Origin of the sequence: Halococcus qingdaonensis, assembly GCF_024508235.1 — an archaeon.
Lineage (GTDB): Archaea > Halobacteriota > Halobacteria > Halobacteriales > Halococcaceae > Halococcus > Halococcus qingdaonensis.
In genome coordinates, this window is sequence record NZ_CP101943.1 from 1,053,676 (window position 1) to 1,078,895 (window position 25,220).

A 25,220-nucleotide genomic window follows, 5' to 3' on the forward strand; every position below is an offset into this window, starting at 1 on the left:
CGCATGCGCGATGCATACGTCGTCGGCGCGGGCCAGTCGCCGTTCGGCTCGTTCCCGGACGCGACCTACCGTTCGCTGTTCGAGACGGCCTTCGACCGCGCGCTCGACAGTACCAGCGGGGCGTTCGATCCCGATCGCATCGACGAGGCCTTCCTCGGAACGCTCGGCGTCGGCGGCCGTCAGATCGGTCTGAGCGCGCCGGCCGTCACCGAACACGTCGGCCTCCACACGACTCCGACGACGCGCGTCGAGAACGCCTGTGCGGCCGGCGGCTACGCGTTCCGGTCGGCGGTCACGGCGGTGCAGTCGGGCCGGGCCGACGTCGTCCTCGCCGGCGGCTACGAAGTGATGACCGACACGAGCGCCGACCAGACCAGATGGTGGCTCGGCGTGAGCGGCGACACCGAGTACGAGCGTCTCAGCGGGACGACCTTTGCGGGGGTGTACGCCCAGATGGCGAACGCCTACTTTCACGAGTACGACGCGGACCCGGAGGCGCTCGCACGGGTCGCCGTCAAAAACCACGCCAACGGTGCCGAGAACCCGAACGCACATCTCGGATTCGCCTGCTCGATGGCCGACGCGACCGATGCACCACCGGTGGCCGATCCGCTCAATCGCTATCATTGCTGTCCGATCTCCGACGGGGCGAGCGCCGTCCTCGTGGTTTCGGAGGACGTCGCAGAAGAGTTCGCCCCCGTTCGCGTCGCGGGCGTCGGCGCGGCGAGCGGTCGTGTCGGTCTGTTCGAGCGCGACACCCTCACCTCGATCCCGGCGAGCGCGGCTGCCGCCGAGCGCGCCTACGAGCGAGCCGACATCGACCCAGAAGACGTCGATTTCGCCGAGGTCCACGATTGTTTCGCCATCGCGGAACTGCTGGCCTACGAGGATCTCGGCTTCTGCGAGCGCGGCGAGGCGGGGGCGCTCCTCGACGACGGGCGGACCGATCCCGACGGTGAACTGCCGGTCAACACCTCCGGCGGGCTGAAATCGAAGGGCCATCCGATCGGCGCGACCGGCACCGGACAGCTCGTCGAGCTGTTCGAGCAGTTCCAAGAACGCGCACACGTCCAAGTCGATTCGCCCGAGATCGGCCTCGCCCACAACGTCGGCGGGAGCGGCGGCGGGGCCACGGTGACGGTTCTCGAACGCACGGACGTGGGAGGGGCGTAATGAGGGGTCTCGACGCCGTCGCGACCTATCTCCCGTGCTACCGACTCGCCGGTGAGGCGGTCGAGGAGGCGTGGGGTCGGAGTCCGCACCGAGAAATGGTGGTGCCTGGGGCCGACGAGGACGCCTTTACGATGGCCGTCGCGGCGACCGAGCGGCTGATCGAGACGGGTGTCGAGCGTGAGGCGATCGAACACGTCGCCCTCGCGAGCACGACGCCACCGCTGGACGAAGGGCTGTTCGCACCGCGACTCGGACGCGCGCTCGGGCTGGAACGGGACGTGGAAACGAGCGAGCACACCGGGAGTACGCTCGCTGGTGCCGAGGCGCTCTCGCGGGCGCTCGACGCCAACGGACCGGCGCTCGTGGTCGTGTCGGACTGCCCCAACGGCGATCCGGCCGATGGGTGGGGTGCCGGCGCGGTCGCACTCCTCGTCGCCGACGAGGCCACCGTCGGGATTCCAGAACGGGCGTGGTACGCCGACGAGTATCCCGGACTCCGCTATCGCGAGCGCGGTTCGGAGGACGTGGCGTCGATCGGCGTCACGACGTACGAGCGGGACGCGATCCGGGAATGCGTGGCCGGGGCCGCCACAAGGATCGACGATATCGAGAGCGTCGCGCACGCCGCGCTCCACCAGCCCGACGCGCGGATGCCGAGCCGTATCGCGGGCGATCTCTCGATCAACGACGATGTGATCGAACGCGGCACCGTCGTCGGTCGGGTGGGTGATGCCGGCGCGGCCACCGTCTTCCTGGGACTGGCTCGCGCGCTCAGGGGTGCCGACGCGGACGACCGGACACTCGCGGGCGCGTTCGGTAGCGGTGGCGCAGGAGCGGCGTTCGTCCTCGATGGCGGCCTCGATATCGCGGGGCTCGCTGATGGGGAAATCCCCAGTGGCGAGCGGATCTCGTACACGACCGCCCTCCGCAAGCGTGGCGTGCTCGACGAGGAGGAAGTCGCGGGCGGCGGCGCACGCGTCAGCCTCCCGACGTGGCGCGAGAGCCTCGACCAGCGCTACCGACTCCGGGCCGGGCGCTGTCCCGACTGCGAAACGGTGGCGTTCCCGCCGGAAGGTGCCTGTCCGCACTGCGGTTCGCGAGCCGATTACGAGCCGTACGACCTGCCACGCGTCGGCGTCGTTAGGGCGCGAACGGTCGTCGGGCAGGGCGGCGCACCACCCGAGTTCGCCGCCCAGCAGCGCCGCGACGGTGCCTACGGGGTCGTCGTGGTCGGTTTCGAAGGGACCGACGCGACGCTGCCGGCACAGCTCACCGACTGCGATCCCGAGTCGGTGGCGATCGGCGACGAGCTCCGGGCCGTCGTCCGTCGGATCTACGAGCAGGAGGGGATCGCGCGCTACGGCGTGAAGTTCGTCCCGACCGCATAGTTGCGACGATGTCGGCCAGTGCGGTTGGAACGGAGTGAGGATGAGGGGAGGAGGTTGGTGGAGACGGAGGGGGAGGGGAATCAGCAGTGGGTTTCATATACCACACCGTCGATGATTGGGTATGCCATACAGTTACGAACCACACTACTTCGAGGATCTCGACGTGGGTCAGCGCTTCGAGAGCGCCGGACGAACGGTTACGGAGACGGATTTCGCCCTGCACTCGATGTTCACCGGCGACTGGACCGAACTCCACACGAACAAGGAGTATTCCGAAGACGGTCCGTTCGGCGAGCGCATCGCCCAAGGACCGATGACGTTCATCCTCTCGACGGGTCTGTTCCAGCGCACGGGGATCGTCGAGCGGACCGTAGTGGCGTTTCTCGGGATGAACTACATGGACCTCCCCAGCGCGGTGCGAATCGGGGAGACGATCAGCTGTGAGTTCGAGGTGGCCGAGAAACGCGATCTGGAGAGCCGCGACGATGCCGGCCTCGTCGTCGTCGACGTCGTGACCTCTAACCACGAGGGAGAGGTGAAACTAGAGGGAGACATGAAATTCCTGTTCAAGAACAAGGAGTGAGCGTCAGCATCCATTGACATCGGAGCAGGCATTCGCGAACGAAACGTCCACGAGAGTGACAACATTCTTATGTAACTAATTCTGTTTTTTCTGCATTCTCGATGCAGAAAGAGGAACCTTCATGTACTGTATGAACGGATCAGTGCTATGCAACGACGCCGAGTCCTGACTGGTCTCATAGCGGGTGCCTCGCTCCTCGCCGGCTGCAGTAGTACCGACGGCGGGAGCGGCGACAACGCTACCCAATCCACGAACGGCTCCGACACGACGGGCAACGAGTCGACCACGACGACGGTCGCGACCACGATGACCGAAACTGCACGAGAGACCGCTACCCGGACACGAACGCAAACCCGGACTGCCACTGCAACTCCCACCCCGACCGAGACGGCGACATCTCGGCCCACGTCAGCAACCACGGCTTCCGAGACGGCAGCGATGGCCACGACCATGCGGTCGATGGAGATTGACCTCTCGGATCGCGAGACCTACAGCAGCGACACCTACCCATACACGATCGAGTATCCGACCGAGTGGCGGATCGACGAAACCGATCCCACGGAGGTTTCCTTCACGAGTCCGTCCACACCCGGCGAGATCACCATCTACATCAGCGAGGATGCGCCGTCGTCGGTGACGCTCGAACAGGCGACGGACCAGTTCCTGAGCGGCTATCAGCAGTCCGCCGGGGAAAGCGATCTGGAGCACGAAACGCTCGATCGGCGGGAGGTCACGCTCCCGAACGAGTACGATGCCGTCTATCTCGATCTGCGACTCAGTTCGCCCGATGTCGCCGTGCGCATTCGACAGAACGCGGTTCTCACGCTCGTCGGCGATACCCTCTATACCGCCGCGACCACCCTCCCGGAACCGGCGTACTCCTCGCCGGTCGATCAGCAGACGGAAGAGATGCTGCTGTCGCTGACGGTCAGTGAGGACGCGTCGATCTCGGTGTGACATGCCTGTTTGACATCGTATGACTCGATTTCCGGATCGAGATCGCGACGACACCGGCAGATACCGACATCGGTGACGGTTCCGCCGCCGTTGCGCCGATCGTCCGCCGCCACACAGCTATTTATCCGGTGGCTACGAGACGTGTGAACATGGCCGACATCGACCTGCTCGACGAGCCACGCGCCATCGACACCCACGCCCACCAGCCGACCAGCGAGTTCCTCCACGACGCCGGCGGCGAGATGATGCGCGACGCGGCCGGCAAGTTCGGCACCGAACTCGAAACGTGGGGTTACGAGGAGATGCGGGAGGAGTATCACGCGGCCGGCATCCGCCACGCCGTTCTCCTGGGATGGGATGCCGAAACGAACACTGGTAACCCGCCGGTGGAAAACGACTACGTCGCCGAAGTGCGCGACGACTACCCCGACTTCTTCACCGGGTTCGCGAGCGTCGATCCGCTCAAGGACGACTGTGTCGCGGAAGCCGAACGCGCGATCGAGGAGCTCGACCTCTCGGGGTTCAAGTTTCAGCAGATCGCTCAGGGGTTCGATCCGAGCGCGCCGAAGCACGACGAACTCTGGAAGACGATCGAGGAGCTCGGCGTTCCGGTCGTCTTCCACGGCGGCAACTCGACGCTCGGGGCCGGTGCGCCGGGCGGGCGCGGGCTCCGGGTCCGCCACGGCAACCCGCTGCTCGTCGACGACGTGGCGGCGCGCTTTCCGGAGATGCAGATCCTGCTCGCCCATCCGGCCTTCCCCTGGGAGAAAGAACAGCTCGCCATCTGCCAGCAGAAGGGCAACGTCTACATGGATCTCTCGGGCTGGCTCCCCAAGTACATCGACGACCAGGTGCTCCAGTACGCCGGCTCGCTGCTCCGCGACAAGGTGATGTTCGGCACCGACTACCCGATGATCCGCCCCGAGGCGTGGCTCGAATCGTTCGCCGAGCACACCGATTTCTCCGCGGAAACCCAGCGCAAGCTCCTCTGGGAGAACGCCGAGGACTTTCTCGGACTCTGACGACGGGAAACGAAACCGTCGCTTGCAGGCAGCACGCCGAACTGCGCTGTGGGCGACGAGCCGATATGGACGACGAGCAGTTCTTCAGCGATGTCGAATCGCGTGCCGACCTCGACTCGCGCGAGCAGGTGGTCGCGGTAGCCGAATCGGTGTTTGGCGTGCTCGGCGAACGGCTCGACACGACTGACGCGCTCGCCGACGAGCTCACGGAGAACCTCGCAGCAGCACTCGACGGTGCTGGCCAGGAGGCTGCCGGATTCACACCCGAGGAGTTCGTCGACTGGGTGCGCGAGGCCGAACGCGAGAAAACGACCGACGTCGACGTCGATCAGGCCCGACTCCACACTCAGGCCGTTCTTGAGAGCCTCGCGCAGTCGGTCGACGGCACGACCTGGAACGACGTTCGGAGTCAGCTCCCCGACGAGTACGAGCGCCTCTATCGGGCGGGCTAGTTCACTCGTCCGAGCGCGTGCCCATCAGGATCGTGTCCTCGGCCAGCACCCGCTGAGCGCGTCGCAGTCGCTCCGAGAGCGCCTGATGGGAGATACCGAGCTCGTCGGCGAGCGTCGAGACGTCGGTCTCGCGCGGCACTGAGAAGTAGCCCTGCTCGGTCGCCAGCCGGAGCGCCTCGTACTGCTTTTCGGTGAGGCCGTGCCGGCCGACCGGGTTGCCGTCCATTTCGCGGATCGTCTCGACCTCGAAGGTGAGGCCGTTCTCGTCACAGAAATCGTAGGTCTCGGAGAGCGATTCGCGGGTCGGGTAGAGAACGCGGAGATACCACCAGCCGTCGGCCCCGTAGGCGTCGAGGATCGTCGCCTCCACGCCGGTGAGCATCTGAAGGACGAGCTGGATGTCGGCGATCCACTCCATCCGATAGAGTGATTCGGTGTCGAGATCGCTCAGCAGCGTCGGATCGCCGACGCTCGGATCGTCGGCGAGCGCCGCCTCGTAGCGCTCGGCGTCGCTCCCGCGGAGCCAGACCAGCGGCATGACGACGTCGTCGCCGGTCTCGACGATGCGCTCGATCTCGCACTCGATATCAGGGTCTGCCGTGAGTGTCTCGTAGAGGGCGAACTCGCCGGCCGGTACGCGTCCCTTGACGACTGTCGCCATCGATACACGGACTACCGGGAGCAAACGGATAAATCAGCGGGATCGGGCGTCACGTGGCGGAGCTGTCGGACCGCCGGCCCACAGCCACTCGCATCCCCGGATCGGAACCCATTTCGAACGCGACCCACGGCCGAAGGGACGTTCGCCGGTTACTGCTCGTCGGTCGTTTCTGCGCCGTCGCCGGTATCGTTCTCGCCGGTACCACTCAGAAACCGTCGCTTGACGAACCGAATCCCGAGGATCGCGCCACCGCCGGCGGCCAGCGCCCCGGGGATGCCGTATCGTTTGTAGCCCTTCTTCGCCGCTTTCATCGCTGCCGTGCTGCCGAGCATGGTGTCCGTGTCGGCGGCCGACGGAAAAGCGCGCTGCCTGCATCGCTCGGACTACAGGTTCAAGGAGTCGTATCCCGAACCGGAAGCAATGACCCGCTCACGTCGCCGGTTCCTCGCTGCCTTCCCGATCGTTGCCGGCCTCGGTCTCGGCGGCTGTCTCACGCTCGATCCGACGGTGAACGCCGACACCGCGGAGTCGGCCGTTTTCGAGGAGATTGCGACCGACGAATCGTGGGCGAGCGGTCGCGTCCGAGCCTCGATCACGCTCGCGGCGAACGCGACGAGCGACCAGGACGTCACCGATCTGACGGTGACGACCGAGAGCGGCAAGAGCTTCGACTCGACGAGCGTCAGCAGCGGCCAGAGCCGCGGGATCATCCTCTACCTCCCGGCGGGCGAGAACGCGACCATCACCGCCACCGATTCGATCAACGGCACGACGATCGAGAGTCAGAGCGTCGAAACCGGCGGCGACGAACTGTTCTGACTAGCGCTGGGAGCCGCGCAGAATGAGCGGCCCGATGGCGAGCGTGCGTTTCGCGATCGTCGCGACGCGGGCGATATAGGCGATGAGCAGGAGGAAGGGGAGCGTCGTGACGGTGAATCCGCCGGCGACGAGCCAGAGGATGTCCGGAACGCCGATCGTCGCACCCGTCAGCGTGCTCCCGTCGACGAACGCGAGCATCGCGGCGGCGACGACCAGCGCCGGCACCGCGACGTAGAGGATGAGCTGTGAGAGATCGATCAGCGCCCACTCGAAGTAGAGCGTCTTGATGTGCTCGCGCGCCGGACCGAACATCGACAACGACGTGCGGAGCTCGTCGAGGATCGCGTGATCCTCGTCGGTCAGGCTGTCGGCGTGATCGTCGGCGATGCGCTCGACCTGGAACAGTTTCCAGCCGTAGTTGAAGTTCAGCGCGGCGAAGAGCACGTCGAACTCGCCGAAGGTCGCCCCGTCGAGCTCCTCGTCGACCTCTTCGGCGTTGCCGACGATGGATTCGGTGAACTCGTCGACCTCCGCGCGGAGCTGATCGTCGTCGTTGTCGGCGACGGCGCTGCGCAGGGCCTCGGCACGCCGGCGCGCCGCGTCGATGACGACGCGCAGGAACATCGAGGGGTCGGCCGGCATCGGCTGGCCGATGAGATCGCGGGTGTACGACCGGAAGTCCATCGTGTCGCTCATGCGGGCGTGTTGTTCGCCGAGCGGGCCGTTCTCTTGAGAGATGACGAGCTGTGAGATGGTGAGCACGAGCGTCGTCGCGGTGACGATGGCCCCGATCATCGTCGAGAACATCGTCTCGATCGTGTCGGCGCTCCGGAGGCTCGCCTCGAACGGCGGGTAGACGAACACCCCGAGGGCGACGAACGCGACGAAGACGAACAGCGCGAGCAGCGCGGTGATGAGCAGGCGGTTCGCACCGAGCATCACCCAGAGCTTGATGCGGCTCTCGTTCGCGCGCTCGCGCATCGTGTTCGCGGTGCTGATGTCGACGTCGGGGTCGATTGCCGCACCCATCTCGGCCTCGGTTTCCGGATCGACCCCGACGTCCGTGCGCGCATCGGGGTCGGCGCTCATTCCGGCTCCCCGTCGACGGGTCGCTTGAACAGCAGGAACTTCGTCCCGCCGCCGGCGTACTCGACGCTCGTGACGAGCTCCCAGCCCGCAGCGCCGAGTTCGTTCAACTCCGCCTTCGGATCGCTCGTCTCCTTCTGTGTCGGCCCGCGCGGCGGGCGCAACGTCTCGTACTCCCACTCGGTCATTGGTCGATAGTCACACGTACCCTGTCGCCACCGAATGCTAAATGGCTATGCTTTCGACAGTTCCATCTCGGCGAGTGACATGCTCAGTGCTGGCAGCGTCGCAATGGCTATACAGTTTCATGTAGTACGTCATCATATGACAATACGTGAGGCCGCGACCGACGATGCCGAGGCGATCACGGCGATCGCACGGGAGTCGTGGAGCCACGACTATCCCGACATCCTGAGCCGCGACACGGCCGAACAGGGTGTCGAGGAGTGGTACGCGCCCGAAACAATCAGGACTGAGATCGACAGCGACGACGCGGTCGTGCCGGTGGCCGAGCGCGACGGCGAGGTGGTGGGGTTCGCCCATGCCGTCGGGGACGGGACCGGCGGCACGGTTCTCAGAGTCTACGTCGCGCCCGACCACCGGGGCGACGGCATCGGCAGCGGTCTGCTCGACCATGCCCGCCAGCGGCTCGTCGACCGCGGTGCCGGGCGGCTGCGGGCGATGGTGCTCGCCGACAACGAGCCGGGAAACGAGTTCTACCGTCGACTCGGGTTCGAACTGCGCGAGCGAAACGAGACCCGCATCGGTGGGGAGACCTACCGGGAGAACGTCTACCTCGATGTCTGAGTGGCGCAGCCGATCGACCCGACGACGGGGTGGCGAGCGCGACCGGCGATTCCCAACGGCTTAACCGTCTGCCGTTCCTATCGAGCACATGAGCGAAGAATCCGGGCGGAAGAACCTCCGCATGCCCGACGACAACGAGGTGTTCGCCGTCGTGACCCAGCACAACGGCGGCAATCACGTCCAGCTACGGTGTATGGACGGGAAGGAACGCATGGGTCGGATCCCCGGCCGTATGAAGTATCGCGTCTGGATCAACGAGGGCGACGTCGTGCTCGTCGAGCCCTGGGACTGGCAGGACGAGAAGGGCACCATCGAGTGGCGCTACTCAGACCAGGACGCCGACCAGCTCCGCCGCGAAGGCCACATCGAATAGTCGTTTTATTCCGACCGGACGAACTCGGTCAGCGCCATCGGCTCCGCACGGAACAGCCGCGTGTCCATCTCCGAGAGATCGTCGGCGACGGTCGGCGCGAACGCCATCTGGTCGACGACGTCGCTCTCGACATCGACGCCCGGTGCGATCTCGGTGAGCGTGACTCCTTCGTCACCGAGTTCGAAGACGGCCCGCTCGGTGACGAAGACGACCGGCTGGTCGGTTTCGAGCGCGTAGTCGCCGCTGAAGGTGACCTGTTCGACGCGCTCGACGAACTTCGGTGCCCCGTCCTCGCCCTCGACGGCGAGCCGTCCGTCGCCGACGGATATCGACGAGTCGCCGGTCGTGAGCGTGCCACAGAAGACCACCTTCGCGGCGTTCTGGGTGATGTTGATGAACCCGCCACAGCCCGGCAGTCGCGAGCCGAACCGGCTGACGTTGACGTTGCCGTCGCGGTCGGCCTGTGCGATGCCGAGATAGCCGATGTCCAGCCCGCCGCCGTCGTAGAAGTCGAACTGCTCGGGCGAGCTCACGAGCGCGTCGTGGTTGCTGGCCGTCCCGAAGTCGATGCCGCCCGACGGCGAGCCGCCGATGGGGCCCGCTTCCACAGTTTGAATGATCTCGTCGCTGACGCCGCCGGCGGCCGCGACGGCTGGAATCGCCTCGGGCACGCCGACCCCGAGGTTCACCACGGCGTCGGGCACCAACTCCATCGCCGCCCGGCGCGCGATGACCGTCCGCGCGGTCAGCGGCGTTTCCTCGGTCGTCGAGTCGCGCGGTGGCCGGACTTCGCCACTCAGCGCACCGCTGTAGTCGGTTCCGTACGTCTGTGCGTGGTCCTCGGTGGGGGCTTCGACGACCGTATCGACGACGATGCCCGGGATATCGACCTCGCGCGCGTCGAGCGAGCCGGCCTCGGTGACGCGCTCGACCTGTACGATGACGGTCCCGTCGGCGTTGTGGGCGGCCTGTGCGGTCGCCAGCATGTTCGCCGTGAGTGCTTCGCGCTCCATCGAGACGTTGCCGCGCTCGTCGGCGGTCGTCCCGCGAATCAGCGCGACGTCGGGCGCTATCGCGTGATAGAAGAGATACTCCTCGCCGTCGAGCGTGACGACCTCGACGAGATCCTCGGTCGTCGCGTCGTTGACCTTCCCGCCCGTTCGCCGCGGATCGACGAACGTTCGCAGTCCGGCGGTCGTCACCGTCCCCGGTTTGCCGGCCGCGGTGTCGCGCAGCAAGTGGTCCATCGCGCCGAAGGGGAAGTTGTAGGCCTCGACGTCGCCGGCGACGATGCGCTCCATGAGCTGTGGGACGAACCCCCAGTGGCTGCCGATGACTCTTCCGAGCATCCCGTCGCGTGCGAGATGGGAGACGCCGTTGCCCTGCCGGTCGCCCTCGGCCGCGGGATGGTACAGCGTGAGGTCGCCGGGCGACCCCGTTCGCGTGTAGCGCTCGCCGAGTGCCGAGAGCAGGTGTTCGGGAATCCCGACGGCGACGAACCCGCCGACGGCGACCGTATCGCCTGCAGCAATCGACTCGACGGCCGCGTCGGCAGGTCGAACGAGTGACATACGTCCTCCGTCGCCGTTTCGGGACATAGACGTGTCGATACCGCCCGCCCGAACGTCGATTCACTGGGGAACGGACTTCGCTCCTGAATATCTCTCGACGCCACCGATGACGTGGATGGCGTCGGCCGGGAGCGCCAGCCGAGTCCGCTCGCGCTCGTCGAGTCCCGTACGCTCGTAGGCGGGCGGCGAGAGCGCGAGGCGCACGGCCTCGTCGCCCCCATCGGGCACGATGTCGAGCAGGTGGCCATCACCCTCGAAGACACGTCGGGTGATCGCTCCCTCGAAGGAATTTCTCGTTTCGTCGTCGGCGAGCGTGACGTACTCGGGACGGACGCAGAACCAGACCGTATCGCCGTCGGTTGGCCCACCGATGGCGGCGTCGAGCCGGCGGCCGTTCCAGTCGAGTGCGGGGCCCGTTCCGGTTTCGACGACATCTCCCCGAAACAGGTTGGTGCTCCCGGTGAACGAGGCGACGAACGGCGTCGCGGGATGGGCGAACACTTCGTCGGGCGTGTCGAGTTGAAGGAGTTCCCCGTCGGCGATCACCGCGAGTCGGTCGCCGATAGCGGTCGCTTCGCGCTGGTCGTGGGTGACGTAGACGACGGGCACGTCGAGCGAGGCGAGCAGCGGGCGGAGCTCGTCCCGGAGCCGGCGCTTGATCGGTGCGTCGAGGTTGGCGAGCGGTTCGTCGAGCAGAAGCGCATCGGGATCGGCTGCCAGCGAACGCGCGAGCGCGACCCGCTGGCGCTCGCCGCCCGACAGCGTGTCCGCGCGCTGGTCGAGAACGTCACCGATTTCGAGCGCGTCGGCGAGCTCTTCCACCCGCCTCTCGGAGCGAGCGGCGTAGGCGACGTTCTCGCGAGCGGTCATATGGGGGAACAGTGCACCGTCCTGGAAGACCAGAACTGTGCCACGTTTTTCAGGTGGTTGCCCGGTGAGATCAAGCCCGTCGAGCGAGATCGTCCCGGCGTCGGGGGTGAGCATGCCCGCGATCGCCGAAAGGAGGGTGGTCTTGCCACAGCCCGATGGCCCGAGTACCGAGAGCACTTCCTCGCCGACCGTGAGGTCGATCGGGCCGAGCTCGAACGCGCCGTGGGATTTCCGTACGCCGTCGACGACGAGCGTCATTGCCACGGGTTGGCCGCGACGGTGTTGAGCACGGCGAGCGCCGCGACCGAGATGAGCAGGAGGAGGATCGCGATCGGATAGGCGTTGTCGAGCCCGAGCTCGATGAACGAGACCCAGATCTGGACCGGCATCGTCCGTGGGTAGTACGAGAGCATCATCGTCGCGCCGAACTCGCCCATCGCGCGCGCGAAGGTGAGCGTCACGCCGGCGGCGATCCCCGGCATGGCGAGCGGCAGCGTCACGTTCCGGGCGGTCGTCCACCGCCCCTTGCCGAGCGAGCGCGAGGCGTGTTCGAGGGTTCGATCGACGCCCTCGAAGGCCGCCTTCGCCGTGACGACGACGAACGGCGAGGCGACGAACGTCTGAGCGAGCACCACGCCGGCGAGCGAGCGCGTGAGCGGAACGCCGGCGCTGGCCGCGGCCTTGCCGATGGGTGCACCGGGGCCGAACACCGTGAGCAGGACGATACCGCCGACGGTCGGCGGGAGCACCAGGGGGAGGACGACGACCCCCAGCACGGCGTTCGTCCAGCGCGACTCGCTCCGCGCGAGCCAGTACGCGAGCGGCAGGCCGAAGACGGTGGCGACGGTCGTGCTGATCGACGCCGCCAGCACCGACGTCGTCGCCGCGTCCACGACCGTCGAGTCGGTCATCCGGGCGATGACCTCACCCGGCGGTACCGACAGGAACAGCGAGATCAGCGGCGCGAGATAGTAGAGACAGAGCACGCCGCCGAGGACGAGCGCGACGGTGAGCCAGTCGAAGCCGAGCAGCGTCGTCCGTGATCGTGCCGTGTCGGAGCGTGTCGCCATTCAGATCAGGAGGGTGATGTCCGATACCGTCGAGGATAGTTCCACCGAGCTCCCGCCGAGCGCGGATTGGGGTCCCGCGGTTTCGGTGCTGCCGGAGCGATTTCCGGCGGACTGCGTTCCACCGGATTCGCTACCACCTGAGCCACCGGTCGCCCGTTGCACACGCTGTGGCACGTCCCCCTCGTACATCGGGAACTGGTCACGCAGGAGGAACCCGTGTTCATCGAGGTAGTCACCGGTCGTGTGGGCGGCGAACACGTCGAGAGCGGCGTCACTCATCTTCCGGATCGTCGACCCGTAGCTGATGAGCCCTCCCTGAACCATCTGATCGGTCGGAAGCGTGTACGAGACCGTCGAATACCACTCCTCGTCGTACTGTGGATTGCTGAGATCGATCCGATCGGGGAGATCGATATACTCGTAGTCGCGCTCGACGGCCATGTTGCGGTAGGCGATGGCGGCGTCGATCGACCCGCTCTCGAACTGACTGATGAGCGCCGTCTCGGGGAAGATCTGATTCTTCTGCAGTATCTTCTCTCGGAGGTTCGACGCGTTGTCGTAGTACCGCGAGGCGAGTTCGAGGGTGAACAGCGCGCGATAGCCGAGCGGGTCCTGATCCGGATCGGTACGGCCGATGCGCACGTCGTCGCTGGCCAACGCATCGTACCAGTTTTCGGAACCCGCCTCGGCGAGGCGCTTGCCACCCTCGGTGTCGGGGTTGTAGGCGATGACGACGGCGTTGCTCGTGAACACCGAGTGCCAGGGCGGTGAGAGAGGTTCCTCGAACAGTGCCACGTCGGCGACGCTCACGATGTCGGGATCGCGCTTGCCCTCGTCGATCATGCGCGCGACCGTCGCCGATCCGTGGGCCTCGACGTTCACCGGGACGTCGACGGCGGGTTCGAGACCGTTCGACAGCGCGTTCTGGAGGCTGCCGGCCGCGAGAATCGCGATCGTCGTCGATGTTCCGCTACCGCCACCGCCGTTCGTGCTGGTACTGGAACCATCGCTTGCGGTGCCCGAACCGTTGGCGGTGCCGGTGGGGTCGCCGCTGCCGACACAGCCCGCCACGCCCGCGAGTCCGACTGCACCGGCCGCTCCGGCCGCCCGCAGGAGGTCACGGCGCGAGCGCCCGCCGGACCGTTGTTCTCTCATAGACATAACCCTCTCCTTCCGGCCCCGTGATAAGCGTTTTGCCGGTTCGCACGAACCGACCGCATGGACCTCGACGCGGGCTTCGACGCACAGCTCGACAAATCGGGGGTGGAGTTCGACGAGCGCGACGCGGGCCTCCTCCGGGCGATCGACGACCACGGCTCGCTCAACGCCGCTGCCGGCGCGCTCGGGCGGTCGTACTCGCGCTCGCAGCGCCGCGTCGTCGAACTGGAGGAGGCGTTCGGCCCGCTGGTCGCGCGCGAACGGGGCGGCACCGGTGGCGGCGGCAGCACGCTGACCGACGGTGCTCGCGACCTCCTCGTGGCGTTCGAGCGCCTCACCGCCGAGTTCACGGGCGTCGCCGAGGTCGAGGAGACGGTGCTCGACGGAACGGTCGTCGAACGCGACGGCGAACTCGCCACCGTCGAGACACCCGCTGGAACCGTCCGCGCGATCGTTCCCACAGGAAGCCGTCGGGTCCGTCTCGCCATCCGCGCCGATGCCGTCACGCTCCACACGCCCGGGGCGCTGCCAGACCGCGAGACCAGCGCCCGCAATCGGTTTCAGGGGGAGGTCACTGCCATCGAGAGCGGCGACGCGCTCGCCCGCGTCGCGCTCGATATCGGAACCGACGCACGGCTGACCGCGCTCGTGACGCGCGAGAGCATCGCGACGCTCGCACTCTCGCTTGGCAGCGAGGCGGTCGCCTCGTTCAAGGCGACGGCGACGCGGGCGATTCCGGCGCAGCAGGGAACGTCCGACGAACGGACTGACGACTGAGTGGTGATTTCGGTCGGTGACCGAAAACGGCAGTTCGTCAGGAGAGGGAAAGACTACTTAGTCGGACAGCAGCGAGCGGGGACCGGGGAGCAGCTGGCCGATGAGTTCGCGGTGTTCGGCGACGAAATCACGGAACAGGGGGATGTCGCCGACGTGGAAGAGCTTCGCCAGCGCGAGCGGGTTGCCCGCGTTGGCCGACGAGAGCGTGTCGCTGCTGAGCCGGCGGAGGTCGCGGATGAAGCGGTTGTACCGCTCGGTCGGGGCGTAGTAGATCAGATGTGTCATGAGCAGCCGCATCGCCGCCTTCGGGGCCACGTTGCGGTGCCAGAGCATGTCGTAGATCGTCATCTCGTCGGCGGAGGTATCCATCCGGCCGGTGAAACAGCGATCAGCCGTAACGGCCGCCGCACGGCCCGAGCGCATGCACTTGTCGATGCCCTGTCCCCAGAGCGGATCGATCGAGGGGACGGTGTCGCCGATCGCCATGAACCGATCGGTGCTGAGCTGTTTCGGCGGCTGGATGTGCGCCGACCCGCGATGCTGACTGTCGTCGATGCGGGTGGCTTCGGCGAACCGGGGATCGTCGTCGAGCCAGCCCGTGAGCGCGTCGTCGATACGGACGCGGTCGTCGTCGGGGCCGTACTTGTCGTTCTGGATGAAACAGAGCCCGACCTTCGCCGTGTCCGCGCCGGTGTGGAAGATCCACGCGTAGCCGCCCGGCGCGAGATCGTGATCGAGGCGGAGCATCATCGAATCGTTGAGATCGGCGTAGCCGGGATGGTCGAGCGCCACGCCCTCGTACTCCCACTCGATGCCGATCGCCTGGCGTTTCCGTTCGAGATCGCTCACTCCGAGAGCCTTCGCCAGCGGCGCGGCCGGCCCGGTGGCATCGATCACGATGTCGGCGTACACCTCCTCGCCGCCGTCGTAGCGCACGCCAGCGATCTCGTCGTTCTCCACGATGGGCTGTGAGACCCGGGAGTCGAAGCGGTAGGTTGCGCCGTGATCACGGCCGTCACGGACGAGATAGCGCTTGAAGTCGGCGAACTCCAGCACTGCGCCAGGTTGGGTCATCTGGAAGTTCTCGTCGGGCGATTCGAGGACGACGCTGTCGGTGTAGTGCATCACCACGTCGTCGGGGATGCCGAACGAACCCATCATCGAGGGGAAGGTCCCGCCGGTGGACTTGTTGCTCTGGGCGGGGAACGTCCCCTCGGGTTCGGTCTCCAGGACGAGCACTTCGTAGCCGCGCTCGGCGAGATCCCTGGCACACTGTGCACCAGCGGGACCCGCGCCGGCGATGACGACGTCGTATCGCTCGGACATGAACGCCGTTCGGATCGGTGTGCTATTTAGTCTTGCTGGCCGCACCCGCCGTGTGCCTGTGACTCACTCCCGATAGCCTTTGCGGAAGCTCCGGAACTCGCTCCGATGTGACTCCTCGTCGCTGAGGATGTCGATCGCGAGGTCCTCGGTCACCGGATCGTCGGCCTCGCGCGCGGCCTCCAGCAGCGACCGGTAGGTGTCGATGGCGTCCTGTTCGTATTCGATCACGCCGTCGATCACGCTCAGAACGTCGGCGGTATCGTCGGGCGGCTGAAGCGCCTCCTGTTCCGGTTCGAATTCGAAGGAGGCCGGCGGCTGGGCGTCGAGTTCCTTCAGACGCTTGCCGAGGCGCTCGGCGTGGAGCAGCTCCTCCTGTTTGGCATCGGTACGAAGGCTGTCCTTGACCTCGGCGGCGCTGACGCCGTCGAGCACCGACGCGTTCGTCAGGTAGTTCATCACCGTCTCCATCTCGTCGTTGTAGGCGCTGCGGAGCAGCTCGATCACTCGGTCGTTCGTCATGCTCTCACATACACAAACCCATCACTTATACCATTGGTTATTTTTTCTTCACGAATCGGACGTTCCGACCCGTTCTATGGCAATCTTTTTGGTGGTATGGCGACAGTACCGTGTGGGAGTGAGTTACTCCCACAGGAGACACTCACACATGGAATTCAGTGGGACGTTCGAACTCGAAGACGCGACGACCGAGGAGGTGTGGCTCGCGCTCTCGGACCCGGTGATGATCGAGCACGCGCTGCCGGGCTGTGAGTTCCTCGTCGCGGTCGACGACACGGATCCGGATTTCGACGCCCTCCGCGAGGAACACGCCGATCGTGACGTCGAGCCGACGTCCGACCCGGAAGTCATCGCCGAGCGCGCGTTCGAGGAGGGGAATCACTACGCCGCCATCATCGGCATCAGCATCGGGCCCGTCAACCCGACCTTCGAGACGGTCGTCACCATCGACGAGCGTGACCAGCCGTACATGGAGGCCTCGGGCGAGGGATCGGCCGGCGACAGCTCCTTCGAGATGTCCTCCTGGATGGATCTCGACCAGGCGGACGACGGCGTCGAAGTCGAGTGGGCGACCGAGGCCGACGTGTTCGGGCGCATCGCGCAGATGGGCCAGCGCGTCATCAACCCGGCGGCCAACCAGGTCGTCAAGCGATTCTTCTCCTCGGTCCAGGACGAGCTCCGCGAGCGCGAGATCGCCGAAGGTGGCACCGTCGAACAAGCGCAGTCGGACGAGGACGACCGCGGTATCGTCGACCGGATTCTCGGTCGATCGGACGGGAGTAAGCAATGACAGAACACGACATCGAACTATCGGTCAACGGGACGACACACGAACTCACGGTCGAATCGCGAACCCTACTCGTCCACGCGCTGCGCGACGAGCTGGGCTATACAGGAACGAACGTCGGCTGCGAGAGCTCGACCTGCGGGGCCTGTACGGTACACCTCGACGGCGACGCGGTGAAATCCTGCACGCTGCTCGCGGTCCAGGCCGACGGCGCAGAGATCGGCACCGTCGAAGGGCTCGCCGAGGACGGCACCTATGCTCCGATCCAGGAAGGCTTCCAAAAAGAGCACGGGCTCCAGTGTGGCTACTGCACGCCGGGGATGATGCTCGCGGCGGACGACCTCCTGGAGCGCAAGCCCGATCCCGACGAGGGCGAGATCAGGGAGGCGATCGAGGGCAACCTCTGTCGGTGTACGGGCTATCAGAACATCGTCAACGCCGTCGAGTTCGCCGCCGACGAGATGGGAGAGGCGAGTAGTCCGGAGATGACGGCCGCGGACGGCGGAGGTGACGACTGATGGGGATCGAGACGATCGAAGCCGACGAGCTCGACGTAGAATCGGTGCTCGGCTCGGCGGTCGAGCGCCGTGAGGACCCCTCGCTGATCACGGGCGAGGCCGAGTACACCGACGACATCCAGCGCCCGAACATGGCCCACATGAGCGTGCTCAGGAGCCAGTACGGCCACGCGACGATCAACGGGGTCGACACGAGCGACGCCGAGGCAATGGACGGCGTGATCGGCGTCTACACCGCCGACGATCTCGACGTACCCGGCGAGATCCCCGTGGGCTGGCTGCTCGACAGTCTGGAGACGCCGGTCCATCCGCTCCTCGCGGGCGAGACGGCGCGCTACCAGGGCGACGGCATCGCGGTCGTTGTCGCCGAGGAGCGCTACATCGCGAGCGACGCGGTCGACGCCATCGACGTCGACTACGACCGCCGCGACGCGGTCATCGATCCGAAAGAGGCCGTCGAGGACGGCGCGCCGGTGGTCCACGACGATCTCGACGACAACACGGCCTTCGACTGGGAGATCGGCGACGCCGACGAGACGGACACGGCGTTCGACGAGGCGGCCCACACCGCGGAAGTCGATCTGACGAACCAGCGGCTGATCCCGAACGCGATGGAACCGCGCGCGACCGTCGCCGAGTACAAGCCCGGTACCGAGGAGTTGGAGGTCCACATGACCTCACAGAACCCGCATCTCCATCGCCAGCTGATGTCCGGGGTGCTGGACGTGCCCGAGCACAAACTCCACATCGTCGCGCCGGACGTCGGCGGCGGGTTCGGCTCGAAGATCCACCACTACCCGGACGAGGCGCTCGCGTGCTGGTGTGCGATGGAGACCGGGCGACCCGTCAAGTGGACCGCCACGCGCACCGAGACCTACCTCACCGACGCCCACGGACGCGATCACGAATCACACGCCGAACTGGCGATGGACGAGGAGGGAATCATTACTGGAATGCGCGTGAAGACCTACGCGGGGATGGGCGCGTATCTCTCGACGTTCGCACCCGCCGTGCCGACCTACCTCTACGGTACCCTCCTATCGGGCCAGTACGATATTCCAGCTATTCACTGTAACGTGGTCGGCGCGTTCACCAACGGCGCACCCGTGGACGCCTACCGGGGCGCGGGACGGCCGGAGGCGCTGTATCTCGTCGAGCGCATCATCACCCTCGGCGCGCGCGAGATGGGGATGGATCCCGCCGAGTTCCGTCGGCAGAACTTCGTGCCCGCGGACGACTTCCCCCACCAGACGCCCGTCGCCGTCGAGTACGACAGTGGTGACTACGAACCGGCGCTCGACAAAGCCCTCGAAGCCGTGGGCTACGACGATCTCCGGGAGCGCCAGGAGGAACTGCGCGAGGAGGGCCGGTATCTCGGTATCGGACTATCGAGCTACATCGAGGCCTGTGGGCTCGCACCCTCGGAACTCGCCGGTCAGCTCGGCGCACAAGCAGGACTGTGGGAATCGGGGCTCGTTCGCGTTCATCCGACGGGGAAGGTCACGGCGTTCTGTGGCACCTCGGGCCACGGCCAGGGCCACGAGACGACCTACGCACAGATCGTCTCTGACGAACTGGGAATCCCCTACGACGATATCGAGATCGTCGAGGGCGACACCGACGAGATCCCCCAGGGGATGGGCACCTACGGCTCGCGCTCGGCGGCTGTGGGGGGAAGCGCGCTGGCGACGAGCTCACAGAAGGTCGTCGAGAAGGCGAAGAAGATCGCTGCCCACCAACTGGAGGCGAGCGAGGACGATATCGAGTTCGAGAACGGCGAGTTCAACGTGGCGGGCGCACCCGAACGCTCGATGCATATCCAGGACGTGGCCGCTCAGTCCTATCTCGCCCACGACATGCCCGACGGGATCGAGCCGGGCCTGGAGGAGACCTCCTTCTACGACCCGGACAACTTCGTCTTCCCGTTCGGCACGCACATCGCGGTCGTGGAGGTAGATCCCGAGACGGGCGAGATCGAGTTCAAGAACTACGTCGCTGTGGACGATGTCGGCCCGCAGATCAACCCGAAGATCGTCGAGGGGCAGGTCCACGGCGGCGTCGCCCAGGGCATCGGCCAGGCGCTCTACGAGGGTGCCGAGTACGACGACAACGCACAGCTCGTGACGGGCTCGATGCAGGACTACACGGTACCGAAGGCCGAACACATCCCGACGATGGAGACCGACTCGACAGTGACGCCGAGCCCGCACAACCCGCTCGGCGTCAAGGGCGTCGGCGAAGCGGGCACGATCGCGGCCCCGCAGGCCGTCGTCAACGCCGTCACCGACGCGCTCCAGCCGTTCGATGTCGATCACATCGACATGCCGCTCACGAACGAGGCGGTCTGGCGGGCGGTGAACGACGCCCCCGATGCAGGGGCGGAGGGCGGCGACGAGGCGATCGCGGACGGAAGCGGGGCCGAGAACGGAGGTGAGAACTGATGTATCCCGACGAGTTCGACTACTACCGGGCCGAGGGCGTCGACGACGCGCTCTCCTTGCTCGACGAACACTCGGGAGCGGGGACGACTGAACTGCTCGCGGGCGGCCACAGTCTGCTACCGGCGATGAAGACCGGGCTATCGAGCCCCGACATCCTGATCGACATCAGCGGCATCGAGGAGATGCAGGGGATCTCGGTCGACGGCGATACGCTCTCGATCGGCGCGATGACGCGGTACAGCGATCTCGTCGACTCCGAGGACGTGGCCGAGCACGCGCCGGCGCTCGCGGCGGCCGTCGAGCAGGTCGGCGACGTCCAGGTCAGAAATCGTGGGACCATCGGCGGGAATCTGGCCCACGCCGATCCCGCGGCCGACCTGCCGGGCGCTGCGCTCGCCTCGGACGCGACGCTCGTCGTCCACGGTCCGGATGGCGAGCGCGAGATCCCAGCCGACGACTTCTTCTTCGGGATGTATACGACCGACGTCGGTTCCGACGAGCTGCTCACGCGGATCGAGATCCCCTCGGCCGCCGGCGCGCTCGGAGCATACGCGAAGAAGCCGAGTCCGTCCTCCGGGTACGCGATGGTCGGCGTCGCCGCACTGCTCGAAACCGACGGCGACGGCGTCACGTCGGCGCGCGTCGGCGCGAACGGCGTGATGGACCACGGCGTTCGTCTTTCGCCCGTCGAGGACGCGCTCGCCGATGGTGCACTCGACGACGAGACGATGGCGTCGGCCGCGAACCACGCCAGCGACGATCTCGACGTCGACATGATGATGTCGGATCTCCAGGCCTCGAACGAGTTCCGTGCCCAACTGCTCGAAGTGTACACCGAGCGGGCGCTGACCGCGGCGATCGAGAGCGGTTCGTCGTCGGTCGCGGCCGACTGACGCTTCTTCCTTCTCTCCGTTCTCTTTTCTTCGACCGTCTTCGATCGATTCGCGACGGCGATCCGACGAACTGGTTTTAAACCACGGGTACGTTACGTGCGGTCGTGTCACATTCGATGGTAGATATCGGTTCGTGCGACTCGGGGTCGATCCCGCCCGACGACACCCCGTGGCCGGCAACACCGGCCGATCGGGCCGTGGAGGGCGGATGAGCGACGCGACCGGGTTCGACGGGACGACCGAGGACGACGTCCGGGAGGCCTTCGAGAGCGAGGACTACGTCGCCGGCGACGAAATCACCACGACGGTGACGCTGGCGCTCCGCCTCGGCAAGCCACTACTCGTCGAGGGCGAGCCGGGTGCGGGCAAGACCGAACTCGCCAAGGTGCTGGCCGGGGGGCTCGACACCGAACTCCTCCGACTCCAGTGTTACGAGGGGCTGACCGCCGAGAACGCGCTCTACGAGTGGAACTACACGAAGCAGCTGCTGAGTGTCCAGGCCGCGGAGGGCGAGGAGTCGGTGTTCGACGAGGAGTATCTGCTCGAACGCCCGCTGCTGAGCGCGCTCCGCGGCGAGGGCCGGCGAGTGTTGCTCATCGACGAGATCGACCGGGCCGACGAGGAGTTCGAGGCGCTGTTGCTCGAACTGCTCTCGGATTTCCAGGTGAGCGTGCCCGAACTCGGCACCGTCAGCGCGACGACCCCGCCCGCGGTGATCGTCACCTCGAACCGGACGCGCGGGCTGTCGGACGCGCTCAAGCGCCGGTGTCTGTTCCTCCACGTCGCGCCGCCCTCCTTCGAGAAGGAGCGCGCCATCTTGGAGCGGAAGGTGCCCGCACTCGACGCGGCGGTCGCCGCCGAACTCTGTGCGATGGCCGGTCGACTCCGCGAGGAACCCCTGCTCAAACCGCCCGGCGCGGCCGAGACGATCGACTGGGCACGGGCGATCGACGCACTCCGCGACGGGAACGACGAGTCGCTCGACGATGCCGAGATTCGGAACACGCTCGGCTGCCTGCTCAAGGAAGTCGAGGACATCGAGCGCGTCGACGACGAACTGCTGGCATCGCTGCACGAGGCGGCCAAACGTGTCCGCGCGGAGGCAGACTGATGGATCCCACAGAGCACGTTCGCGAGGAACTCGTGCGATTCGTGCGTGCACTCCGTCGAGCGGGTGTGTCCGTCCCCGCGAATGCTGGGACGACCGCCGCTCGCGCGCTCGTCGCCGTCGGGTTCGACGATCGCGAGCGTGCACGAGTCGCGCTTCGGGCATCGCTCGTGCCCGAACAGGCGGATGTGGCGACGTTCGACGAACTCTTCGCCGAGTTCTGGCGGCGGCTCACCGCCGGTCTCGATCCGACTGGTCCCGTGGAGCAACCCGATAATCCGCCGGACGGAGGACTCGCACCGCTCGGGGCCGAAGCGGCTCCCGGCGAACGCGCCGAATCGGACGACACGAACGGTGAGGATGGCGATACGGACGAGAACCGGGCCGGCCTAGGTGCTGTCGTCGGCCCCGGAACGGAAGCGACGGGCGAGAACGTTGCGACCGCCAGGTACAGTCCGACGGGTCGATCGGAAGAGATCGCGACGTTCGCCGTGCCCGACGAGGAAAGGTTCGACGATGCTTTCGACGAGTTGACGCGTGCGCTCGCGGAGCTCGCGGGTCGGCGCTGGACCACCGGCGAGGGGCGTCCCGACGTCCGGCGTGCGCTCCGAGCGAGCGTCGGGACGGGCGGTGCGATCGTCGATCTGCCGGGACGCGAGCGGGCACGGACGGCGCTCCGGGTACGCGTGGTGGTCGACGTGAGTCGATCGGTGCTCGACGTGATCGAGCGGCCGTTCCTACTACGATTTCTCCGGCGGGCCCACGCGGTCTGGCGCGACACCCGGGTGTTCTTCTTCGACGAAGACCTGCGGGAAGTCACCGACTCGTTCGACGCAGCGAGTGCGGACGCGGCGCTGGCTGCGCTCGAACGCGCTGAAGCCGAGTGGGGCGGCGGCACGCATATCGGCGAATCGCTCGATCGCCTCTCCACCGAGTTTCCATACGCGGTCGATCGCCGATCGGTGCTCGTCGTCGTGAGCGACGGCCTGGAGATGGGCGACGTATCAGCACTGGAGCGGGCGATGGCGGAGCTGTCGCGGACGGCGGCCGCGGTGCTCTGGCTCAACCCGCTCGCGGCCTCGCCGGCGTACGAGCCGAGCGCTCGCGGGATGGCGGCCGCGCTGCCGTATCTCGACGGGCTGTTCGCGTTCGCCGGGCCGGCCGATCTCGACGATCTTGCGGGGCAGCTCCGACGACAAGGGTCACACGGTGCTATCGGCTACGAACACGACAGGCGACGAACCGAGAGACGAACACGACAACGGACAACGACATGACCGACACGAACTGGGAGATGGCCGAAGCGGACGTACTGGCAGCGATCGGCGACGCGCTCGATCGGGGCAACGACGCAGTGCTCGCGACGATCATCGACGTTGAGGGCAGCGCGTACCGCCGCCCCGGCGCGAAGATGCTCATCGAGGGTGATGGCGGTGCCGGCAGCCTCACCGCCGGCTGTCTCGAAGACGAGGTGCGCGGACTCGCGAACGACGTGCTTGACACCGGACGGCCTCGCATCGAGACCTACGATCTGATGGGTGACGAGGACGTCTGGGGGCTCGGCATGGGCTGTAACGGGATCATCACCGTCCTGCTCGAACCGCTTGACGCGAGCCATCGGCCGGCCGTCGAGCGCGTGGCACACGGCACGGACTGTGCGACGCTCACGGTCGTCGGCGGCGACCGCCCACTCGGCGAGCGTGGCATCTACGACCCCGACGACGGGTTTGCGGGTGCTCTACCCGAGTGGCTCGTCGCGGACCTCGCCGATCGAACGGCCGCGCTGTTCGACGCCGGGCGGAGCGAGACGATCAGTGTCGACACCGACGATGGCAGCGTCGATCTGTTCGTTGATACGATCGAGGCACCTCCGGAGCTCGTCGTGCTCGGCTCGGGGCCGGACGTCACCCCCGTGGTCGAGCTCGCGTCGCGGGTCGGGTTCCGCGTCGCGGTCGTCGCCTTCCGGGGTGCGCTGTCGGAGGCCGACTTCCCCGCGGCCGACACGGTTCACACGACATCGCCGCCGAAGCTCCGCGAGACCGTCGATCTCGACGCCGATACGCACGTCGTCGTGATGACACACAACTTCATCGACGACCGGCTTGCGCTCGGCGAACTACTCGACACGCCCGTGCCCTACATCGGTTTGATGGGCCCCCGCGATCGATTCGAAGAGATGCGCGACGAGCTCGCCGCCGGGGGCGTGTCCATCACCGACGCGGACGCCGATCGCATCTACACGCCCATCGGTCTCGATCTCGGCGGCGATGCTCCCTCCATCATTGCCTACAGCATCGTCGCCGAACTGCTTGCGGTCGCCAATGATCGGACACCATACCACCTCGCCGAGCGTGCCGGACCGATCCACGACCGTCGTGCCGTCGAACCGACCGAGTGATCGTGGATATCGTATAGCGACATGTAGTTTATTCGTATGGACGAGAACAGACGAGATAATTCATTCACATACGAGTTACTACCGATCAGGAGCTATCCAGTACCAATTCATCCAGAAGCCGACAGATAGACCTCTCTGGATGAGATGAGTTGTATAGACAACCAGCTCCAGAAGGGTCCAGCAATAATCACATGACCGATGAGTTCCAGGCCAGCGTTTGCGCTTTGCAGCGTAGAGTCACCTGAGCGCGGAAAACCTGGCAGCAACGGTTATCAGTACGTCAACTGTGGCGTACAGGCGAAGTTGGAAGTGTACCACGTCGTTCACCCACCGTGGCGGGACGAGCCCGGTCACAGTCTGTCAGGCCTGCATGCTGAATTACACGAAGAGAACGATGACGACTCGAGCGATACGATTGAACGAGACGCTGGTGACAAATGATCATAGCTTCACAAGCCATTCG

Annotated in this window: 27 protein-coding genes; 17 read left to right on the forward strand and 10 right to left on the reverse strand. The window is 66.3% G+C overall.

What is annotated here, in order from left to right:
* The first annotated feature begins 3 nt into the window (after positions 1–3).
* The 6 genes from NO363_RS05585 (at position 4) to NO363_RS05610 (ending at position 5,575) form a co-directional block, all read left to right on the forward strand.
* On the forward strand, positions 4–1,173 hold the full coding sequence (locus tag NO363_RS05585; protein ID WP_256687478.1) for a thiolase C-terminal domain-containing protein: 1,170 nt from the start codon (positions 4–6) through the stop codon (positions 1,171–1,173).
* Complete coding sequence (locus NO363_RS05590; protein WP_256687480.1) at positions 1,173–2,561, forward strand: zinc ribbon domain-containing protein; 1,389 nt, start codon at positions 1,173–1,175, stop codon at positions 2,559–2,561. Before NO363_RS05585 ends, NO363_RS05590 begins: the two co-directional genes overlap by 1 nt.
* 121 nt (positions 2,562–2,682) lie before the next feature.
* Complete coding sequence (locus tag NO363_RS05595) at positions 2,683–3,144, forward strand: MaoC/PaaZ C-terminal domain-containing protein (RefSeq protein ID WP_256687481.1); 462 nt, start codon at positions 2,683–2,685, stop codon at positions 3,142–3,144.
* Positions 3,145–3,291: 147 nt separating this feature from the next.
* Complete coding sequence (locus NO363_RS05600; RefSeq protein WP_256687483.1) at positions 3,292–4,101, forward strand: hypothetical protein; 810 nt, start codon at positions 3,292–3,294, stop codon at positions 4,099–4,101.
* Between the two features lie 149 nt (positions 4,102–4,250).
* Entirely contained in the window at positions 4,251–5,123 is an 873-nt protein-coding gene (locus NO363_RS05605; RefSeq protein ID WP_256687484.1) for an amidohydrolase family protein, read from the forward strand.
* Positions 5,124–5,188: 65 nt separating this feature from the next.
* Positions 5,189–5,575 (forward strand): DUF2267 domain-containing protein, encoded by a 387-nt coding sequence (locus NO363_RS05610; protein WP_256687485.1) that lies wholly within the window; start codon positions 5,189–5,191, stop codon positions 5,573–5,575.
* A gap of 1 nt (position 5,576) precedes the next feature.
* Here NO363_RS05610 and NO363_RS05615 read toward each other — a convergent pair whose 3' ends face one another.
* Entirely contained in the window at positions 5,577–6,236 is a 660-nt protein-coding gene (locus NO363_RS05615) for a helix-turn-helix domain-containing protein (RefSeq protein WP_007740910.1), read from the reverse strand.
* Between the two features lie 149 nt (positions 6,237–6,385).
* Positions 6,386–6,568, reverse strand: coding sequence for a hypothetical protein (locus tag NO363_RS05620; RefSeq protein WP_256687486.1), 183 nt, complete (start codon positions 6,566–6,568; stop codon positions 6,386–6,388).
* Between the two features lie 88 nt (positions 6,569–6,656).
* On the opposite strand from NO363_RS05620, the gene NO363_RS05625 reads away from it, so the two are divergent.
* A complete protein-coding gene (locus tag NO363_RS05625; protein WP_256687488.1) occupies positions 6,657–7,055 on the forward strand; it encodes a hypothetical protein in 399 nt (132 codons plus the stop codon).
* Here NO363_RS05625 and NO363_RS05630 read toward each other — a convergent pair whose 3' ends face one another.
* Both NO363_RS05630 and sp36 read right to left on the reverse strand, forming a co-directional pair.
* On the reverse strand, positions 7,056–8,144 hold the full coding sequence (locus NO363_RS05630) for a DUF7972 family membrane protein (protein ID WP_256687489.1): 1,089 nt from the start codon (positions 8,142–8,144) through the stop codon (positions 7,056–7,058). It abuts the gene before it with no gap.
* Entirely contained in the window at positions 8,141–8,329 is a 189-nt protein-coding gene (gene sp36 / locus NO363_RS05635; RefSeq protein WP_256687491.1) for a Sp36 family protein, read from the reverse strand. The genes NO363_RS05630 and sp36 overlap by 4 nt, the downstream gene beginning before the upstream one ends.
* A 136-nt stretch (positions 8,330–8,465) precedes the next feature.
* Here sp36 and NO363_RS05640 point away from each other — a divergent pair, with 136 nt between their 5' ends.
* The gene (locus tag NO363_RS05640; RefSeq protein ID WP_256687493.1) at positions 8,466–8,948 is read left to right on the forward strand and encodes a GNAT family N-acetyltransferase; all 483 of its coding nucleotides are present in this window, start codon (positions 8,466–8,468) and stop codon (positions 8,946–8,948) included.
* 88 nt (positions 8,949–9,036) lie between these two features.
* Entirely contained in the window at positions 9,037–9,321 is a 285-nt protein-coding gene (eif1A, locus tag NO363_RS05645; RefSeq protein ID WP_244699394.1) for a translation initiation factor eIF-1A, read from the forward strand.
* A 5-nt stretch (positions 9,322–9,326) separates the two neighbouring features.
* Here eif1A and NO363_RS05650 read toward each other — a convergent pair whose 3' ends face one another.
* Genes NO363_RS05650 through NO363_RS05665 form a run of 4 tightly spaced genes read right to left on the reverse strand, consistent with a single transcriptional unit; the run spans position 9,327 to position 13,987 of the window.
* Positions 9,327–10,892, reverse strand: coding sequence for an acyl CoA:acetate/3-ketoacid CoA transferase (locus NO363_RS05650; protein ID WP_256687496.1), 1,566 nt, complete (start codon positions 10,890–10,892; stop codon positions 9,327–9,329).
* A gap of 60 nt (positions 10,893–10,952) precedes the next feature.
* Positions 10,953–12,020: an ABC transporter ATP-binding protein gene (locus NO363_RS05655; RefSeq protein WP_256687497.1), complete on the reverse strand. Its 1,068-nt coding sequence runs from the start codon at positions 12,018–12,020 to the stop codon at positions 10,953–10,955.
* Positions 12,017–12,832: an ABC transporter permease gene (locus NO363_RS05660; protein ID WP_256687499.1), complete on the reverse strand. Its 816-nt coding sequence runs from the start codon at positions 12,830–12,832 to the stop codon at positions 12,017–12,019. The genes NO363_RS05655 and NO363_RS05660 overlap by 4 nt, the downstream gene beginning before the upstream one ends.
* The gene (locus NO363_RS05665) at positions 12,833–13,987 is read right to left on the reverse strand and encodes an extracellular solute-binding protein (protein ID WP_256687500.1); all 1,155 of its coding nucleotides are present in this window, start codon (positions 13,985–13,987) and stop codon (positions 12,833–12,835) included.
* 63 nt (positions 13,988–14,050) lie between these two features.
* Between NO363_RS05665 and NO363_RS05670 the strand changes: the two genes are divergently transcribed.
* Positions 14,051–14,767, forward strand: a complete 717-nt coding sequence (locus NO363_RS05670) for a TOBE domain-containing protein (protein WP_256687502.1) — start codon at positions 14,051–14,053, stop codon at positions 14,765–14,767.
* 57 nt (positions 14,768–14,824) lie between these two features.
* Here the strand turns inward: NO363_RS05670 and NO363_RS05675 are convergent, their stop codons facing one another.
* Positions 14,825–16,093 carry a digeranylgeranylglycerophospholipid reductase gene (locus tag NO363_RS05675; RefSeq protein WP_256687504.1) on the reverse strand — a complete coding sequence of 423 codons (1,269 nt, stop codon included), beginning with the start codon at positions 16,091–16,093 and terminating at the stop codon, positions 14,825–14,827.
* Positions 16,094–16,156: 63 nt separating this feature from the next.
* On the reverse strand, positions 16,157–16,612 hold the full coding sequence (locus NO363_RS05680) for a ferritin-like domain-containing protein (protein WP_256687505.1): 456 nt from the start codon (positions 16,610–16,612) through the stop codon (positions 16,157–16,159).
* Positions 16,613–16,760: 148 nt separating this feature from the next.
* Here NO363_RS05680 and NO363_RS05685 point away from each other — a divergent pair, with 148 nt between their 5' ends.
* The 7 genes from NO363_RS05685 (at position 16,761) to NO363_RS05715 (ending at position 24,757) form a co-directional block, all read left to right on the forward strand.
* On the forward strand, positions 16,761–17,402 hold the full coding sequence (locus NO363_RS05685) for an SRPBCC family protein (RefSeq protein WP_256687506.1): 642 nt from the start codon (positions 16,761–16,763) through the stop codon (positions 17,400–17,402).
* Positions 17,399–17,917, forward strand: coding sequence for a (2Fe-2S)-binding protein (locus tag NO363_RS05690; RefSeq protein WP_256687507.1), 519 nt, complete (start codon positions 17,399–17,401; stop codon positions 17,915–17,917). The genes NO363_RS05685 and NO363_RS05690 overlap by 4 nt, the downstream gene beginning before the upstream one ends.
* A complete protein-coding gene (locus tag NO363_RS05695; protein ID WP_256687509.1) occupies positions 17,917–20,358 on the forward strand; it encodes a xanthine dehydrogenase family protein molybdopterin-binding subunit in 2,442 nt (813 codons plus the stop codon). The genes NO363_RS05690 and NO363_RS05695 overlap by 1 nt, the downstream gene beginning before the upstream one ends.
* Positions 20,358–21,251 carry an FAD binding domain-containing protein gene (locus tag NO363_RS05700; protein WP_256687511.1) on the forward strand — a complete coding sequence of 298 codons (894 nt, stop codon included), beginning with the start codon at positions 20,358–20,360 and terminating at the stop codon, positions 21,249–21,251. Before NO363_RS05695 ends, NO363_RS05700 begins: the two co-directional genes overlap by 1 nt.
* Positions 21,252–21,459: 208 nt before the next feature.
* Entirely contained in the window at positions 21,460–22,362 is a 903-nt protein-coding gene (locus NO363_RS05705; protein ID WP_256687512.1) for an AAA family ATPase, read from the forward strand.
* Positions 22,362–23,636, forward strand: a complete 1,275-nt coding sequence (locus NO363_RS05710; protein ID WP_256687513.1) for a VWA domain-containing protein — start codon at positions 22,362–22,364, stop codon at positions 23,634–23,636. Before NO363_RS05705 ends, NO363_RS05710 begins: the two co-directional genes overlap by 1 nt.
* Positions 23,633–24,757, forward strand: a complete 1,125-nt coding sequence (locus NO363_RS05715) for an XdhC family protein (protein ID WP_256687514.1) — start codon at positions 23,633–23,635, stop codon at positions 24,755–24,757. The genes NO363_RS05710 and NO363_RS05715 overlap by 4 nt, the downstream gene beginning before the upstream one ends.
* Positions 24,758–25,220: the final 463 nt, after the last annotated feature.

What these genes read in the sequence shown, in the direction of transcription:
- NO363_RS05585 (WP_256687478.1), top strand. Translation starts at nt 4, where the DNA reads ATGCGCGATGCATACGTCGTCGGCGCGGGCCAGTCGCCGTTCGGCTCG.
- NO363_RS05590 (WP_256687480.1), top strand. Translation starts at nt 1,173, where the DNA reads ATGAGGGGTCTCGACGCCGTCGCGACCTATCTCCCGTGCTACCGACTC.
- NO363_RS05595 (WP_256687481.1), top strand. Translation starts at nt 2,683, where the DNA reads ATGCCATACAGTTACGAACCACACTACTTCGAGGATCTCGACGTGGGT.
- NO363_RS05600 (WP_256687483.1), top strand. Translation starts at nt 3,292, where the DNA reads ATGCAACGACGCCGAGTCCTGACTGGTCTCATAGCGGGTGCCTCGCTC.
- NO363_RS05605 (WP_256687484.1), top strand. Translation starts at nt 4,251, where the DNA reads ATGGCCGACATCGACCTGCTCGACGAGCCACGCGCCATCGACACCCAC.
- NO363_RS05610 (WP_256687485.1), top strand. Translation starts at nt 5,189, where the DNA reads ATGGACGACGAGCAGTTCTTCAGCGATGTCGAATCGCGTGCCGACCTC.
- NO363_RS05615 (WP_007740910.1), bottom strand. Translation starts at nt 6,236, where the DNA reads ATGGCGACAGTCGTCAAGGGACGCGTACCGGCCGGCGAGTTCGCCCTC.
- NO363_RS05620 (WP_256687486.1), bottom strand. Translation starts at nt 6,568, where the DNA reads ATGCTCGGCAGCACGGCAGCGATGAAAGCGGCGAAGAAGGGCTACAAA.
- NO363_RS05625 (WP_256687488.1), top strand. Translation starts at nt 6,657, where the DNA reads ATGACCCGCTCACGTCGCCGGTTCCTCGCTGCCTTCCCGATCGTTGCC.
- NO363_RS05630 (WP_256687489.1), bottom strand. Translation starts at nt 8,144, where the DNA reads ATGAGCGCCGACCCCGATGCGCGCACGGACGTCGGGGTCGATCCGGAA.
- sp36 (WP_256687491.1), bottom strand. Translation starts at nt 8,329, where the DNA reads ATGACCGAGTGGGAGTACGAGACGTTGCGCCCGCCGCGCGGGCCGACA.
- NO363_RS05640 (WP_256687493.1), top strand. Translation starts at nt 8,466, where the DNA reads ATGACAATACGTGAGGCCGCGACCGACGATGCCGAGGCGATCACGGCG.
- eif1A (WP_244699394.1), top strand. Translation starts at nt 9,037, where the DNA reads ATGAGCGAAGAATCCGGGCGGAAGAACCTCCGCATGCCCGACGACAAC.
- NO363_RS05650 (WP_256687496.1), bottom strand. Translation starts at nt 10,892, where the DNA reads ATGTCACTCGTTCGACCTGCCGACGCGGCCGTCGAGTCGATTGCTGCA.
- NO363_RS05655 (WP_256687497.1), bottom strand. Translation starts at nt 12,020, where the DNA reads ATGACGCTCGTCGTCGACGGCGTACGGAAATCCCACGGCGCGTTCGAG.
- NO363_RS05660 (WP_256687499.1), bottom strand. Translation starts at nt 12,832, where the DNA reads ATGGCGACACGCTCCGACACGGCACGATCACGGACGACGCTGCTCGGC.
- NO363_RS05665 (WP_256687500.1), bottom strand. Translation starts at nt 13,987, where the DNA reads ATGAGAGAACAACGGTCCGGCGGGCGCTCGCGCCGTGACCTCCTGCGG.
- NO363_RS05670 (WP_256687502.1), top strand. Translation starts at nt 14,051, where the DNA reads ATGGACCTCGACGCGGGCTTCGACGCACAGCTCGACAAATCGGGGGTG.
- NO363_RS05675 (WP_256687504.1), bottom strand. Translation starts at nt 16,093, where the DNA reads ATGTCCGAGCGATACGACGTCGTCATCGCCGGCGCGGGTCCCGCTGGT.
- NO363_RS05680 (WP_256687505.1), bottom strand. Translation starts at nt 16,612, where the DNA reads ATGACGAACGACCGAGTGATCGAGCTGCTCCGCAGCGCCTACAACGAC.
- NO363_RS05685 (WP_256687506.1), top strand. Translation starts at nt 16,761, where the DNA reads ATGGAATTCAGTGGGACGTTCGAACTCGAAGACGCGACGACCGAGGAG.
- NO363_RS05690 (WP_256687507.1), top strand. Translation starts at nt 17,399, where the DNA reads ATGACAGAACACGACATCGAACTATCGGTCAACGGGACGACACACGAA.
- NO363_RS05695 (WP_256687509.1), top strand. Translation starts at nt 17,917, where the DNA reads ATGGGGATCGAGACGATCGAAGCCGACGAGCTCGACGTAGAATCGGTG.
- NO363_RS05700 (WP_256687511.1), top strand. Translation starts at nt 20,358, where the DNA reads ATGTATCCCGACGAGTTCGACTACTACCGGGCCGAGGGCGTCGACGAC.
- NO363_RS05705 (WP_256687512.1), top strand. Translation starts at nt 21,460, where the DNA reads ATGAGCGACGCGACCGGGTTCGACGGGACGACCGAGGACGACGTCCGG.
- NO363_RS05710 (WP_256687513.1), top strand. Translation starts at nt 22,362, where the DNA reads ATGGATCCCACAGAGCACGTTCGCGAGGAACTCGTGCGATTCGTGCGT.
- NO363_RS05715 (WP_256687514.1), top strand. Translation starts at nt 23,633, where the DNA reads ATGACCGACACGAACTGGGAGATGGCCGAAGCGGACGTACTGGCAGCG.